Raw genomic sequence first — 15869 nt, forward strand, 5'->3', positions numbered from 1 at the left:
GTATCTTGACCGCCAAGATGGCGGCGTTACGGAATATTTTTCCTAACCGTCTTGACGGTTACTATACAATTACCAATTACTAATCAGCACTACCAATTAGCAATTAGCACCACCATGAAAAAAGTTCAATTTTCCGAAGAAAGTACAAATCAAAAGGCGAAAAGCAAAAGAAAAAATACACCTTTTATGTTTTTCCTATTTGCGCTTTCCTTTTTCTTGTTTTCTTTATATAGGGGTTTAATTTTACCTTATTCTTTATCTGCTCAGCCTTCAGGGTTTACTCCTAGCGGAAATAGTGCTGAACAGCCAGCAATGCAACCCTTTGAACAAGTCATTCAAAATACGGAAAAATTGCCTGGACTTTTTACTCTCTACACCGAGAAAGAAGAGAAAAAAGTTTATCTCGAAATTGCACCAGCACAACTCAATAAAAAATTCCTCTGCTTTATCAGTCTCGAATCGGGATTGGGAGAATCTGGCATCTATAGCGGAATGCCAATAGGAGATTTTCTGTTTCAGTTGCGCCGCCAACAAAATAAGGTAGAATTTGCTCTTCCTAATATCAATTTTCGCACCCATGATGGCGATCCGCAAGCGGGTTCTGTGGAGCGTTCTTTTAGCGATTCAATTCTCTATTCTTTGCCGATTAAAAGCATTCATCCTCAGCGGCAAAGTTTGCTAATCGATCTCAGCGATCTACTGATGAGCGAACGCCGAGACCTTCCGGGTATAACTGCAATGTTGCCTTACTTTTTGGGAGGTTCCTATTCTATAGAACCTGATAAGTCTTATTTTAAAGAAGTGAAAGCTTTCCCTTTGAATGTAGAGATTTCTTCTGTATATGGTTTCTCTAGCTCAAACGATGGCGATATGGCTTATCTTCCATCTTTGCCGGATAGTCGCGCCTTCAATCTTCGCATTCATTACAGTTTCTCGGAAGTTCCTATTAACAATGGCTATCGACCTCGTACCGCCGATGAGCGTGTAGGCTATTTCCTAACTGCTTACAAGGATTTTTCTGATGAAAATCGTTCTGAGCCTTTTGTGCGTTATGTTAATCGGTGGCATTTGCAAAAGCAAAATCCTTCTGCACCGATGTCGCCGCCAGTGCAGCCGATTGTATTCTGGATTGAGAATAATGTGCCTTTGGAGTATCGGGAAGCTCTCAGTGAGGGTGTTTTAGCTTGGAATAAAGCTTTTGAGAAGGCGGGATTTATTGATGCGATTCAAGTTAAGCAAATGCCGGATAATGCGTCTTGGGACCCGGCTGATGTGCGCTATAACACGATTCGCTGGTCGAGTTCTTTCGATCCTGCGTTTGCTGGTATTGGGCCGTCTCGTGTTAATCCGCTGACGGGACAAATTTTAGATGCGGATATTCTTTTGGATGCGAATATTGTCCGAGATATTAAGCATGGCTACCGCAGTTTGGTGCAACAAAATCAATCAATGGGGAAGGCTTTTCAGGGGAAGAATGGTACTAATCGCAATCCGTGTCAATTTGGTATTTATTCTCGCTATCTTAAGGGGTTGGGAAGTGGGGAAGGGGGAGTTGGGACGGGGGATGTTTCTGAGTTAAATGATTTGCCGACTTTGAAGGAACAATATAGTCAGCAGGGCCGTTCTTCGCTGTCGCAGTTAATGTCTAGTTCTGATTTGTGTTTTGGGTTGGAGTCGTCGAAGCAGTTTGCGATCGGGGCGATGGCGCTATCTCTGTTCCACAATGCGCCGCTTGATGGTAGCGATATGGAGGAGTTCGTACACCAGTATTTACGTTACCTGGCGGCGCATGAGGTGGGTCATACGCTGGGGCTGAGGCACAATTTTCACGGGAGTACGATGCTGGAACCGGAGGATTTGAATAATACGGCTATTACTCGCAGTAAGGGTTTGGTGGGATCGGTGATGGATTATGTGCCGATTAATATTGCGCCGCAGGGAACTGAACAGGGGGATTATTTTCCGGTGGTGGTGGGGCCTTACGATCGATGGGCGATTGAGTATGGTTATAAGTCGATTGGAGGGGTGAATCCGGCGGCTGAGGTGGATAGGCTGGCGGAAATCGCGCAGCGGGCTCCTGAACCTGCGCTTTCTTATGCGGCGGATGAGGATTCTTTTGATATTTTGAATCCGGCTGCGAATACGTTCGATTTAAGTAGTAATATGTTGCGCTATTCTCAGTGGCAGTTGGATAATGCGCGGCTGATGTGGAAGAAGTTGGAGGATCGGACTCCTGCTAGTGGTGAGGGTTACAGTGAATTGCGGACGATGTTTGATACGGTGTTTGGCTACTATTTCCAGAATGTGATGAATACGACTCTATATGTTGGGGGTCAGTGGTTTAACCGGGATCGTCCGGGAGATCCGAATGGACGTTTGCCTTTTGAGGCGATCGCGATCGAGAAACAGCGGGAAGCTTTGGCGAATATACAAAAGTATGTGTTTGCGCCGGATGCGTTTAGTTTTTCGCCGGAGTTGTTGAATAAGTTAGCGCCGTCGCGTTGGGATCATTGGGGAAATCCGGCGTTGATGTTTCCTTTGGATTATCCGATTGGCGATCGCATTACTTTTCTTCAGCGTTTTGCGTTGCGGGTGTTGCTTTCTCCTGTTCGTCTGACGCGCTTACGGGATGGGGAATTGAAGACTGCGCCGGATAATGCTTTGAAGATGCCGGAGTTATTTGATACTTTGCATAAGGGTATTTGGACGGAGGTTTTGCAGTTAAATGATAAGTCGATGCCGATTTCTAATTTCAGGCGATCGTTGCAGCGGGAACACTTAGCTATTTTAATGGGGATGGTGTTGCGAAAGACGGGGGCTCCTGAAGATGCAAGGGCTTTAGCTTGGTCTGAATTACGGGAAATACGGGAAGCTTTGAGTAAAGCGATTCGGAAGAATGATAAGAAGGCGGATGCTTACACGCGAGCTCATTTGGAGGAAACTCGCGATCGGATTACTAAAGCTTTGAATGCACAAATTGAATCTAATTAGGTAATGGTTAGTTGTTAGTTGTTAGTTGTTAGTTTAGGAATTTTCAATGGGACTTACGCACGATATACGTAACGCCGCCATCCTGGCGGTGACTTTACCGCCAAGATGGCGGCTGTACTGCAATCGTGCGTAAGCCTTGTTCAATATTAACTAAAATCAGTAGATTAAAGGAGAGAATTGTGTATGATAGTCACGCAAGTTGAAACCAAAACCTACACGGCTGAGGAATATTTAGAAGCTGAAATCAACTCTCAGGATCGGCATGAATTTATCAATGGAGAGATTGTTCTAATGACGGGTGGCACACCGAATCACAATGAAATTACAAGCATCTTAAATGCTATTTTGAGAGTAAGTCTCAAAAGTAAACCTTACAGTATTTTTGCATCAGATCAACGGCTTTGGGTTCCGCAGTTTAATAATTATACTTACCCAGATGTGATGGTGGTAGCACGACCGATCGAGTTGCAATCTGGACGCAAGGATACAATTACCAATCCTGTGTTGATCGCTGAGGTTCTATCTAAAAGTACCAAAGCTTACGATCGCGATGAAAAGTTTGCTGGATATCGCAGTATTCCTAGTTTTCAGGAATATTTATTAATCGATCAATACCGGGTACAGGTAGAGCAATACTCTAAAACTGAGGCGAATAAGTGGATATTTTCGGAATATAGCAGTATCGACGATCGGCTGACATTAACTTCTATTCCTGTCGAAATTTCCCTAGCAGATTTGTATGAAAATATCGAGTTAAATTAACTTTAATAATTAGCTGAGCAATCAACTATTAACATGACTTTTATTTCTTTAAAATACGCTTATTTTCTACTAATTACTCTGGTAATTTACTGGCTAATTCCCAACCGAGGATGGCGGCTATTTGTGATGCTGGCGGCCAGCATCAGATTCTATGCTTTCCTGCAAATAGAGTACATCCCTCTGCTATTAATCAGTATTGTATTTAATTACCGCTTAGCCAAAGCAATAGGGGAACCTCTTGACTGGCGGATTGCCAATGAAGCTTGGAACCGCCGCCGTTTTCTCCTCCTATGGTTGGGAATTATTATTAATATTTCTCTACTACTTGGCTTTAAATATGTGCCTTTTTTCTTGACTTCTATCGGTACATTTTTTAATTTACCAGTTGCGTTAGATAGTGCTAGGTGGGTAAACACTAATGTAATTTCTCCTTTAGGACTAAGTTTCTTTTGTTTTGAGTGCGTTGCTTACTTGATTGATGTATATCGAGGTGCACCTGCTGCTAATTCCCTGTTACAATTTGCCTCTTACAAGTTCTTTTTTCCTAAATTAATTTCTGGCCCGATTACTCGCTATCACAATTTACTCAGTCAACTTAAAACATTGCAATTTCCGACACACGATGGAATTGCTGAAGGACTTTGGCTGATTGCTTCTGGTGCGGTAAAAAAAGGAATTTTTGCTGATAACTTGGGTAAGTTAGTAACTTTAAGTTTTGATAATTTACAGAGAGCTGGTAGTGGCGATTTATGGTTAGCTACGATTGCTTATGGACTGCAATTATATCTAGATTTTAGCGGCTATGTTGATATGGCTCGCGGTACTGCTTTGCTGATGGGTTTGAGTTTGCCGCAAAATTTTGATTTTCCTTATTTCAGTGTTAGTATTGCTGATTTCTGGCGGAGATGGCATATAAGTTTAGGGGATTGGCTGCGGAATTATTTATATTTTCCTTTGGGTGGTTCGCGGGTAGGTTTAGTTAGAACTTGTGTGAATTTATTGATTGTCATGCTAATTGCGGGAATTTGGCACGGGGCCGCTTGGGGGTTTATTATTTGGGGAGGTTTGCATGGTTTAGCTTTAGTAGTTCATCGCCTGACGGAAGTTATTTCTAAGCAGTTATCGCTGGAAAGTTTTTGGCAAAGTTTGCCTGGTATTTTGGTCGGTTGGTTGTTAACTCAGGGAATGGTATTTGGGTCTTGGATATTTTTTAGACTCCCGGATTTGAAAATTTCTGGATTGGTATTTTCACATTTTTGGGGATATAATGCAGATGTTCAATTTGCTCAGAAAGTTTATATTGAGGCTCTAGGTTTGGAGCGATTTCAGATAAGTTGGATGGTGGCGGTGTTGGTAGCAGCAATGGGATTTAGTTTTATGCTACACCGAGGTTTGAAATTACAGTTAAATTGGCCTTTGAAGTTGATTTTAGTACCATTATGTTTCCTAGCTTTGGCCTTAGCACCGGAAGGGGGATTGCCTTATATTTATTTTGATTTTTGAGACTTACGCATTACTTATGTAACGCCGCCAAGATGGAGGCGTTACCGATACTTTTTGCTTCTACTTAAAACCAGCCATTTCTACCAACTCAACGCAAACTTCGTTAAGAAATTCTTTATCCACATTTTCTGGCAGAGAAGATTTGATGGTTTTGATTTCTTCAAAAAGTGAGCTAGCGATTTCTTTCACTTCTTCATAAGTAGCATCCCCATTTCTGATAGAGAGCAAATATCCGCTATCTCCTACTTTTTTGCGATTAACATTCAGTTCGCCATCTCTAAGGATTTCTATCCCCATCCGCAACAAACGAATGCAATGAGAAGTATGTTTTGAGTCATAGCCACATTTGCTCTCTAAAGCTTTTCTATCTACATTTCTTTCGACATTCCACTTTTTATAGGCTTCCCATTCACCGAGAGCCTGACGATAAGCTTGAGAGATGTGCAGTAACCTAATAAAATCATTGGTGGCTCTCGTATATTGTTGAACTTGTGGCAGTAATTCTTCGGGAATTGGTCGCTGTTTGAGGATGCCTTTATAGTCAATTTTTTCAAGCAGCAAAGTTCTCAATTCTTCTGAGGGTTCTAGAAATTCGATGCAGTCGCGAACTAGCATATACAGAAATTCTAGAAAAGCGTTAATTTCTGTCTTATTTAATGGTTTATAATTCTCGTCATCTAGTCCGAAATCTTGAGGGACAGGTTTTCTAGGCGGAGGATTTAGCAACCATTTTCGATGATTTTCCACCCGTTTTATTTGAGCGTAAGCGTAGCCGGCAAAAGATGTTCTAACTTTTTGAGACAAGAAAGCGGAGCGATAAGAAATTAACTTTTCACCCGCTGGAGACAGATAGGCGTAAAATTCTCTATCCATCCAAATGGTTTCTAAAATGTTAGGATTATTGTTACCAACTAGGGATAAAAACTTTCTGAGTTCGTAGATTGTACAGTCTTTGACGGTATCGAGCATGGGATACAAACCCGTTCCTGGTTCTACATCCCAGCCTGTATCTTTTTGCTCGAAAGTTTTAAATCCGAGGTAGTATTCTTTGGGGGCGATAAATACGCCTTTGTAGTCAAAATCAGACTGTGGTGTAGAAGTTCCATAGGCTTGACTTCCTACTAAAGCTAGTAATATTGATCTGGATTCTACAGTAATTCTATCCATTGGTTGCTCTGTGCGATCGCGCTAAGTAGGTTTATCTGTTAAGCTCGCTTATAAACAGACACAGGTGTTCTGCTATGCTACGATTGTAGTATATGATGGTGCGATCGCGTAGCCAGTTATTCGTAATACAATCACTGGTATGGAGCTACGAAAACACTACTCACGACCACCGATCGCCGAAGCGGTGATTGACGTGCGGGTCGATCTTCCTGATGAAGTGACACTTGATGCCTTGACGCGATTATGTTACCGCCCAGTGCCTCCAAATCGTTCTTTTACCGTCCGTATGCGCTGTCAGTTCAAAGGACGTGGAGAACCTCGGAAGTATCCACTGGACGACGAATGAGTATAGAGCCTTATTTACAGAGTGAATAGGGTTTTAAAGGTCTTCATTTTGGCAGTATCAATGCCACATTCAAGTTTAGAAATTGGGGTTAGGCTTTTCCACTTGCCTTTACTAGCGTTGAAAATAGCATCGGCAGTTTTTTCAGCATCAATATTTTCAAATCCTCCTATTTTATTGGTTGATAAGTAGTTGAGACGATCAAAAATTTCATCTCTTGATGCACGTTTCATGCTCACTTTTTCCGGCGGTGGTGGTGGCGGTGCAACTGGAACCGGCGGCGAGAGATAGAATACTTTTGCTAAAGCATCTAACTTTTTACCCTTAGTAATCGCACATTTTAAGGTGGTAATAGGATTAAAGTTTGACCACGTTTCCCGATTGGCTTCTGAAATGCGATTGGCTGCGACAATAACATCCAATCCCTTTAATGCACTTCCGGGTTCTGCAACCAAATATCTAAGTGCAGCTAGAATAGTATCTCTTGATGCTGTGCTAAGGTTAACTTTGGGTATCGTTTCCCTTGCTAAAATTTTAGCTTGCTCAATATTTTTAGATTCTGGCTCTATGATTATGCACCATACTCGCTCTAATTCAGCTTGTTGAGCGACTGCATAAATAAAGGAATTGCTGACTACTTGATATTGATAATCACCTGTTTCTTTAACGATCGCAGGAATCCAATTGCGTCCGCCAGAGTTCAAAATAGCCTCGGCTGCGGCAGTGATGATAAACTCTGATTCAGAGCAGAGTTCTCCTGGTTCAATACTAGCTAATGGCAGGTGCATTAGCTTACCGATGTCATCATACTTACTCATTGTAAAAAATACTCCTTAATTAGACCGACATAGTGTTCACCAGCGGTCTTGTTGATAAAAACAGCGGGAATGTGAGAGAAGGCAGCACTGGCAACAGTAGCATAACTGGGAATACTGAAGATAGTTTTATTCTCTTTTCCCTTTGTAGATTTAGGCCAATAATATGGTAGCAGATCAAAGCCGTCTTTTTTAGCTTTATTAATTATTTTTTCGATTTCATTATTGGCTACCTCAAGCGCCGGATCTGTGATCTTTTCTCCATTGAAAAAGATTGGTAAGGCAATTGGCCCACCATCTCTTCTTTCTTGTTTAATTTCAGGAATAAACTGCGTAATCACCCTCGCTGCATTATGTAGTGACGATAACCCATTATGCTTTGTAGGGATGAGAACAACATCAGAGGCATAAACACTGCTCTGACTGAAAAACAACCATTGTGTAGGACAATCAATCAATATGTAATCATATTGATAAACAAAAGCTTTAAGGATATCTCGCAATCTTTTGGCTCCCTTTTGAATTTGTGATTCCGCTAGACGCTGATCTGTAAACTCTTCCATGTCCTCACTTGATGGAATCACATCAAAAACCTGTATAATCTTTCCTGACTTGTCAGTGTGAGTAAAATGAACAACTGTTTTATTAACATCTGCTTTTGTATCAGTCAGACAGTCAGATAAAGTAATAGATCCTACATCTAGCCCAAGAGTTCTAGTTAAATCTCTTTGTGAATCAAAATCGACTAAGAGAACTTTCTTTTTCTGTATTCGCAAAATAGCTGCCAAATTGAGAGTTGTTGTCGTTTTGCCCACTCCTCCTTTATTGTTATAGATACAAACCGTCAATGCCTTGGGTGGGTTATCAATCAAATTTTTGATATGTTGAACAATGGCACTAATATTACCTTTGTTAATCAGCGTGCAGGGAGTTGCAGGAATTACAACTTTCCCATGTTTCCGAAATAACTGGATATGAATCCCATTAGTAATAAGACCCCATTGAGCCGTTTGGCATTTAGGAGATAGCAGATATCCTGTAATCTGTTCCCTGGCAGCTTTATATTGGGGAGTATCTTCCGCTAAGTTAATTTTAGCTCCTGATGCTATTGCCCGCGCTTTAACTTCAATAAGTAAGTTTGGATCGATAGGAGAGAACAAGAACTTTTCGGTTCCAGTGTTTTTACGAGCTGCGAAATCGGCTTTCCAAGCACCCCGACCTGTTGGAAATGCTGGAAAATGCTCATTTGTAGTGAATCCAAGTGCTTTTATCAGAACCGACACAAATTGAGCGCTGACTATCGCTTCACTGGCATCGTGTGGAATACTATCTAAAACTTGATCCCAGTCGATATTTGTCATTATTTACACCTAATTATTTAAGTACAACCGCGTAGGTACTGAGGGTAAAAACCTGCGTTCCCAGCCGAAACTGGGAACTAAGATCAAAGCTACTAACACAAAACCCAAGTGTCCTTACTTCCGCCACCCTGAGAAGAGTTTACCACAAGCGAACCACGCTTTAAAGCAACACGAGTTAAGCCACCTGGATGCACATAAATATCTTGACCATAGAGAATATAAGGCCGCAAATCTACGTGACAACCTTCAAAATCCTCGCCAATAATAGTCGGAACTCGCGATAAACAAAGGGTAGGTTGTGCAATATAATTCCGAGGATTTTCCCGAATTTTATGAGCAAAATCTTCCCTTTGTTCAGCAGTAGAATGCGTCCCTACTAACATCCCATAGCCGCCAGATTCATTTGCTGCTTTCACCACAAGTTTATCGAGATTTGCCACGACATATTCTAATTGCTGCTCTTCCCAACAAACATAAGTCGGGACATTTGACAACATTTGTTCCTCTCCTAAATAATACTTAATGATCTGGGGAACATAAGCATAGATAACTTTATCATCTGCAACTCCCGTACCCAAAGCATTAGCAAGAGCAACGCGGCCGTTACGATAAACTTCCATTAATCCTGGCACTCCCAACCTCGAATCTGAACGAAAAGTTAGAGGATCAATAAAGTCATCATCAATGCGGCGATAAATCACATCTACTCGCTGCAAACCTTTAGTAGTTCGCATTTGTACGTAACCGTCGGCTACTACTAAATCTCGACCTTCAACTAACTCAACTCCCATCTGTTGCGCTAGAAATGAATGCTCAAAATAAGCAGAATTGTAAATACCCGGAGTTAACACTACTACCGTAGGGTTTTGCAGATTTGACGATGCTAAATTTAGGAGAGTTTCTAACAAGTGACTGGGATAGTCATCGACAGGTTGAATTCCCAATCTGGCAAACACTTGAGGAAAAGTGCTTTTCATGACGCGGCGGTTTTCCAAAACGTAGGAAATACCGGAAGGACAGCGCATATTATCTTCAAGGACGTACCATTTCCCATCTTTATCTCGCACTAAATCTGTGCCTGTAATATGACACCAAATTCCTCCTGGTGGCTTTAATCCAATGCAAGGTTTCAGATAACCGGTTGCCGATTCAATTAAATCAGCAGGAATGATGCCATCTTTGATAATTTTCTGTTCGCCATAAATATCTGTTAGAAATAGATTTAGGGCGTGAATTCTCTGTTTAAGTCCTTGTTCTATCCAAGTCCATTCGGAGGCTGAAACGATGCGGGGAATTACATCAAAAGGGAAAATTTGCTCTGTCCCTTTATTATTACCATAAACATTGAAAGTTGCTCCCAGTTTTACCAAGGCATTTTGTGCAGCCTGCTGTCGCCGTTGAAGTTCCCCTTCAGTTAGGGAGTGGATTCTTTCTATTAAAAGGGTAGCTTCTGGCCGGGGTTCCCCAATACCTGCGAATAGTTCATCATAGAAGTCACCCGGATCGTAAGAATCAAAGCGCATGGTATTTATCCTATTACTTTACTGTTGTATTGGCGATTGCACTTTTGGGGTTTTGCGCGCTTTTGTAGCATAAACTACTGATATTTGCAACCCCTAATTTGAAGTAAATTAATCGCACTTCTCTAAATTAATAATATACATAAATTGGTTTCACAGAGAAGGCGCGATCGCTTACAATATTAATTAAACAATCAACTCCTAAAATTATGGCTTATTTATGCGACCTGGGTAGAGGTCAAAAGCTTTACATCGAAAATCCGGGAATGCAGACTGTCATTACCTTGTCGAGTAGCAGTCTTGGTCAACAGCAACAAGCAAGCAGTAGTTTTCAGACTGGTAGGTGGGTGATACCGCCAACGGCATTTAATACTGCATCTGGGATTATTTTGCGGCTAGAATCGCAATCAGGGCCGCAATTTGTTATGGTGCAAGGTAATGGGATGAGTCTTTTAAGTGCGATGCCAGATTTGAGTGAAGCAGATGCGATCGCACTTGTGCAGGTGACTATGGAAGCGGGGCCTAATGATAATACTATGCGGCCGATGAAACCAATGGAACCAATGGAACCGATGAAGCCGATGACACCGATGAAAATTAACCCCATGCAGATGCAGATGGGTAATATGTCAATGCAGATGGGGACGCAGGGAGTTTCTGGAAAGCGTTTTTGTCCGCAATGTGGCGTGGGTGTGGGAGAAAGCGATCGCTTTTGTTCGAGTTGCGGTCATACTTTGTGATTATTAGATTTTAAATTGGAGTTATTTATATGCCATCACCCTTGCAGATTCCCACGAATCAAAACTCCGGCAAAATATCAATTGAATTGCTGCCTTTAGAAAATGGCGATCGCTTAACTCGGCCTGAATTTGAGCGACGTTATCATGCTATGCCGGAACTAAAAAAAGCTGAATTAATTGAGGGGGTAGTATACATGGGTTCGCCAGTTCGTTTTGAGCCACACGCAGAACCGCACAGTAATATAATCGGCTGGCTATGGGTTTATCGTAGTGCTACTCCCGGAGTGAGGCTAGGTGATAATGCCACTACTCGCCTAGATTTGGATAATGAACCGCAGCCAGATGCACTACTGCGAATAGCATCAGGTGGCAATTCATCTATTAGTGAGGATGGCTATGTAGAGGGTGCTCCTGAATTAGTTGTAGAAATAGCCGCTAGTAGTGCCTCTTACGATTCCCATGATAAGTTAAGGATGTACCGCCGTAATGGAGTACAGGAGTATTTTGTCTGGAAGATTTATAATAATAGAATTGATTGGTTTCGGCTGAATGAGGGTGAATATATACTTTTAGAACCGGATACAGCCGGAATAATTAGGAGTCAGGTTTTCCCTGGTTTGTGGTTAGCAGTATCAGCAATGTTAGAGGGTAATTTAGCTGAGGTTTTGGCTGTGTTGCAGCAGGGTTTGGCGAGTCCAGAACATGGAGATTTTGTTGAGCAATTAAGAGGCGGCTAATATTTTCAGGACTTACACACCCAACCAAAGAAACCGGGTTTTTTGACGAAAATACTTCGTTGTTACCCACAGATTCTCTCAAAAACCCGGTTTCTGGGACGACCTGCGTAAGTCCTAATTTTTTTACCGCACGTATACGCAAAGTAATTTAAGGTTTAATGATGAAAGAATCTGAAAAAAAGTCTGTTAGTGCTTGGGACTATAAGCCTTGGTGGTGTCAGCCTTGGTCAATTTTGTTAACAGGTATTACTCTAATTTCTGGGAGTTGGTTTTTGTTCAAAACCATCTGGATAACAGTTATTGTCTCTATACCTCTATTAATATGGATGGGATTTTTCCTATTAATTTGGCCAAGACTCATGCTATCCAGCGGTCTTTTAGATTCTCATCAGGAATCTGAAATTGCTAATCGTTAAGTAAAGGTACGTAGTTGGGCTTTAGCCCTCTTTTATTGTATACGAAAGAGGGCTAAAGCCCAACTACGTACCAAAGTTAGAAGGAATAATCCTGAATTGCTTTCACCTCTAAGGGGTTAGACTTCAGCGAACGAATTCCGGCCGCAGTCGCTTTTGCACCAGCAATAGTGGTAATAATGGGGATTTTGTAAGCCAAAGCAGTACGGCGAATGAAAATCCCATCGGCCCGCGAATCTTCACCAGAAGGAGTAGTTACGATTAGTTGGATTTTCTCATTTTTAATTGAATCCAACAAATTCGGCCGGCCTTCGTGAAGTTTCAACTCTAAACCTACCTTCACACCCTGTTCTCGCAAAACTTTGCGGGTTCCTTCCGTTGCTACTACATTGAAACCCAATTCTAAGAACTCTTTGACAACTGGAACCACTGCAATTTTATCGCGATCGCGCATTGACACGAACACTGTTCCCGATAGTGGTAAAACCTGTCCTGCACCTAATTGAGCTTTTGCAAAGGCTTTGCCAAAATCTGTGTCAATACCCATTACTTCGCCTGTAGAGCGCATTTCAGGCCCTAACAGAGTATCAGTTCCGGGGAACTTCGCAAAGGGTAAAACCGCCTCTTTTACCGCAACGTGAATCGGGATAATTTCTTTAGTAAATCCTAAATCTACCAAAGTTTTACCAGACATCACCCGCGAGGCAATTTTAGCTAGGGGAACTCCGATTGCTTTCGATACAAAGGGTACTGTCCGAGAAGCGCGGGGGTTAGCTTCGATAATGTAAACTTGTTCGCCTTGAACAGCAAATTGGATATTCATTAATCCGATTACTTTTAAAGCTTTTGCAAGGTCAATTGTCCAGCGGCGAATTATGGCTAAAACAGTAGGTGAAAGCGTTTGAGTAGGAATCGAACAAGCAGAGTCGCCTGAGTGAATACCCGCCTCTTCGATGTGCTCCATAATCCCGCCGATGACGACATTACCAGTAGTATCTGCGATCGCGTCTACATCCACCTCGATCGCATTCTCTAAAAATTTGTCAATCAAAATCGGGTGATCTGGTTCGACATGGACGGCAAACATCATGTACCGTTCTAATTCTACATCAGAATAGACGATTTCCATTGCCCGTCCGCCTAATACATAACTCGGCCGCACTACCACCGGATAGCCAATGCGTTGAGCTACTATTAAAGCATCCTCAAAACTGCGGGCCATACCGTTAGCCGCCTGTTGAATGTTCAACTCCCGCAGAATTTTCTCAAATCGTTCTCGGTCTTCCGCAGTGTCGATAGAATCAGGGGAAGTTCCCCAAATTTTTGTCTTGACTGAAGGATGGTTAGTGAGAGCTTTTTGTAAAGGAACTGCTAATTTGAGCGGTGTTTGTCCGCCAAACTGAATAATAACTCCCTCTGGATCTTCGGCTTCGATGATGTTAAGAACATCTTCTTTAGTCAAAGGTTCAAAATAGAGGCGATCGCTAGTATCGTAGTCCGTCGAAACTGTCTCCGGGTTCGAGTTAACCATGATGGTTTCAAACCCATCATCACCCAGAGAGAAGGAAGCATGACAACAACAATAGTCAAACTCAATCCCCTGTCCGATCCGGTTTGGCCCGCCGCCTAAAATCATCACCTTTCGCTTCTCGGAAGGCAAAACTTCCGACTCTGGAGTTAAACTTTGAGCAGCAGCAGAAATTTGCTTTTGTTCGTCGCCTAATTCCCAGATTGCCGCGCCTAATTCGTAGGTAGAATAGTAATAGGGTGTCAAGGCTTCAAACTCAGCCGCGCAGGTATCAACGGTTTTGTAAATCGGGATTACGCCTAACTTTTTGCGGTAGGTACGGACTTCATCTTCTGTGGTTTTTTGGGCGTAGGCAATTTGGCGATCGCTAAATCCTAATTGCTTGATTTCAAACATTAAGTCTTTCGTCAACTGCTTTAGTGGCGTGCGTTTCAGGAACTTCTCTGTTTCGAGTAACTGCACAAATTTATCTAGAAACCAATGGTCAATTCCTGTAAGTTCGTAGATTTCTTCTACTGTCATCCCCATCATCATTGCGTGGCGGACAGTAAAGATTCGTTCGGGATTTGGTGTCCGCAAACCGGCGCGAATTTGTTCCAGGGAAGGTAACTTTTCTTGCTTGTCGCAACCCCAACCGGCACGACCAGTTTCTAATCCCCGTAATGCTTTTTGGAAGGATTCGCAAAACGTTCGCCCAATTGCCATAACTTCCCCGACTGACTTCATTTGTGTAGTCAAAGTTGGTTCGGAACCGGGGAACTTTTCAAAGGCAAATCGGGGGATTTTTGTCACCACATAATCGATAGTGGGCTCGAAGGATGCGGGTGTTTTCTTGGTGATGTCGTTAGGGATTTCATCAAGGCTGTAACCTACTGCTAATTTTGCGGCCATTTTAGCAATAGGAAAACCCGTTGCTTTCGAGGCTAAAGCAGAGGAACGGCTAACGCGGGGGTTCATTTCAATCACAATAAATTCGCCGTTAACGGGATTAACAGCAAATTGAATGTTAGAACCGCCAGTTTCTACGCCAATTTCGCGGATAATTTTAATTGAGGCATCGCGAAGGCGTTGATATTCTTTATCTGTGAGGGTTTGGGCCGGGGCGACGGTAATCGAATCTCCGGTGTGAATGCCCATCGGATCGAGGTTTTCGATGGAACAGATAATGACTACATTATCTGCTAAATCCCGCATTACTTCTAATTCGTATTCTTTCCAGCCAATTAAAGATTGTTCGATCAAAATTTGCGAAACGGGGCTAGCATCGATGCCGCCTTGGGCCATTTCTTCAAATTCTTCTTGGTTATAAGAAATACCGCCGCCTGTACCGCCCATTGTGAAAGCAGGACGGATAATTAAGGGGAAACTGCCGATTTCGTGACCGATGGTTTTGGCTTCATCGAGATTACAAGCAATTCCTGAAGGGCAAACGGGAACGCCAATTCGCGCCATTGCTTCTTTAAATAGCAACCGATCTTCTGCCATTTCAATTGCTGGCAATTTCGCACCAATTAACTCGACGTTATACTTTTCTAAAACGCCGTTTTTAGCGAGGGCAACTGCTAAATTCAGTGCGGTTTGACCGCCCATTGTTGGTAAAATGGCTTGAGGTCGTTCTTTAGCGATGATTTTCTCAAGGATTTCTGGGGTTAGGGGTTCGATGTAGGTGCGTTCGGCGGTTTCTGGATCGGTCATAATGGTGGCAGGGTTGGAGTTCACTAACACCACTTGAAACCCTTCTTCTCGCAAGGCTTTACAAGCTTGCGTGCCCGAATAGTCGAACTCGCACGCTTGGCCTATGACGATAGGGCCAGAACCAATCAGCAGTATTTTTTTTAAGTCTTGGCGGCGGGGCATAGGTTAATATCGTTTAGTTGGACAGGATTCACGCTAAGTCCAAACTATTTTAAGCCCTAGTGTCAAAACCGTGTTATGCAATACAAACTTGCACCATTGTGGAAGAAGGGGCTAGGGGCTAGGGGCTAGGGG

At 42.5% G+C, this 15869-nt stretch carries 11 protein-coding genes and 1 pseudogene; 7 read left to right on the forward strand and 5 right to left on the reverse strand.

The window, feature by feature from the left end; genetic code table 11:
• Positions 1–114: 114 nt before the first annotated feature.
• From PY364_RS07235 to PY364_RS07245, 3 genes are all read left to right on the forward strand, one after another.
• The gene (locus tag PY364_RS07235; protein WP_275521563.1) at positions 115–2991 is read left to right on the forward strand and encodes a zinc-dependent metalloprotease; all 2877 of its coding nucleotides are present in this window, start codon (positions 115–117) and stop codon (positions 2989–2991) included.
• A gap of 183 nt (positions 2992–3174) precedes the next feature.
• Complete coding sequence (locus tag PY364_RS07240) at positions 3175–3753, forward strand: Uma2 family endonuclease (protein ID WP_275521564.1); 579 nt, start codon at positions 3175–3177, stop codon at positions 3751–3753.
• A gap of 33 nt (positions 3754–3786) precedes the next feature.
• On the forward strand, positions 3787–5256 hold the full coding sequence (locus PY364_RS07245; protein WP_275521565.1) for an MBOAT family protein: 1470 nt from the start codon (positions 3787–3789) through the stop codon (positions 5254–5256).
• 60 nt (positions 5257–5316) lie between these two features.
• On the opposite strand, the pseudogene PY364_RS07250 reads toward PY364_RS07245, so the two are convergent.
• Positions 5317–6426: pseudogene (locus tag PY364_RS07250) on the reverse strand (nucleotidyltransferase domain-containing protein); the annotation flags it as partial.
• 136 nt (positions 6427–6562) lie between these two features.
• Here PY364_RS07250 and PY364_RS07255 point away from each other — a divergent pair.
• A complete protein-coding gene (locus PY364_RS07255) occupies positions 6563–6769 on the forward strand; it encodes a hypothetical protein (protein WP_275521567.1) in 207 nt (68 codons plus the stop codon).
• 14 nt (positions 6770–6783) lie between these two features.
• Here the strand turns inward: PY364_RS07255 and PY364_RS07260 are convergent, their stop codons facing one another.
• The 3 genes from PY364_RS07260 to PY364_RS07270 form a co-directional block, all read right to left on the reverse strand.
• A complete protein-coding gene (locus tag PY364_RS07260; protein ID WP_275521568.1) occupies positions 6784–7584 on the reverse strand; it encodes a hypothetical protein in 801 nt (266 codons plus the stop codon).
• Positions 7581–8942 (reverse strand): ParA family protein, encoded by a 1362-nt coding sequence (locus tag PY364_RS07265; RefSeq protein WP_275521569.1) that lies wholly within the window; start codon positions 8940–8942, stop codon positions 7581–7583. The genes PY364_RS07260 and PY364_RS07265 overlap by 4 nt, the downstream gene beginning before the upstream one ends.
• A gap of 92 nt (positions 8943–9034) precedes the next feature.
• The gene (locus tag PY364_RS07270) at positions 9035–10465 is read right to left on the reverse strand and encodes a circularly permuted type 2 ATP-grasp protein (RefSeq protein WP_275521570.1); all 1431 of its coding nucleotides are present in this window, start codon (positions 10463–10465) and stop codon (positions 9035–9037) included.
• Positions 10466–10671: 206 nt separating this feature from the next.
• On the opposite strand from PY364_RS07270, the gene PY364_RS07275 reads away from it, so the two are divergent.
• The 3 genes from PY364_RS07275 to PY364_RS07285 all read left to right on the forward strand — a co-directional run bounded on the left by PY364_RS07275 (position 10672) and on the right by PY364_RS07285 (position 12355).
• Positions 10672–11202 carry a zinc ribbon domain-containing protein gene (locus PY364_RS07275; RefSeq protein ID WP_275521572.1) on the forward strand — a complete coding sequence of 177 codons (531 nt, stop codon included), beginning with the start codon at positions 10672–10674 and terminating at the stop codon, positions 11200–11202.
• A 29-nt stretch (positions 11203–11231) separates the two neighbouring features.
• Entirely contained in the window at positions 11232–11939 is a 708-nt protein-coding gene (locus PY364_RS07280) for a Uma2 family endonuclease (protein WP_275521573.1), read from the forward strand.
• Between the two features lie 161 nt (positions 11940–12100).
• Positions 12101–12355, forward strand: coding sequence for a DUF6737 family protein (locus tag PY364_RS07285; RefSeq protein ID WP_275521575.1), 255 nt, complete (start codon positions 12101–12103; stop codon positions 12353–12355).
• Positions 12356–12431: 76 nt separating this feature from the next.
• On the opposite strand, the gene carB is transcribed toward PY364_RS07285, so the two are convergent.
• Entirely contained in the window at positions 12432–15737 is a 3306-nt protein-coding gene (carB, locus tag PY364_RS07290) for a carbamoyl-phosphate synthase large subunit (protein WP_275521574.1), read from the reverse strand.
• Between the last annotated feature and the right edge of the window lie 132 nt (positions 15738–15869).

This window comes from Kamptonema sp. UHCC 0994 (genome assembly GCF_029167235.1).
Taxonomy (GTDB): Bacteria; Cyanobacteriota; Cyanobacteriia; order Cyanobacteriales; family Microcoleaceae; genus Kamptonema.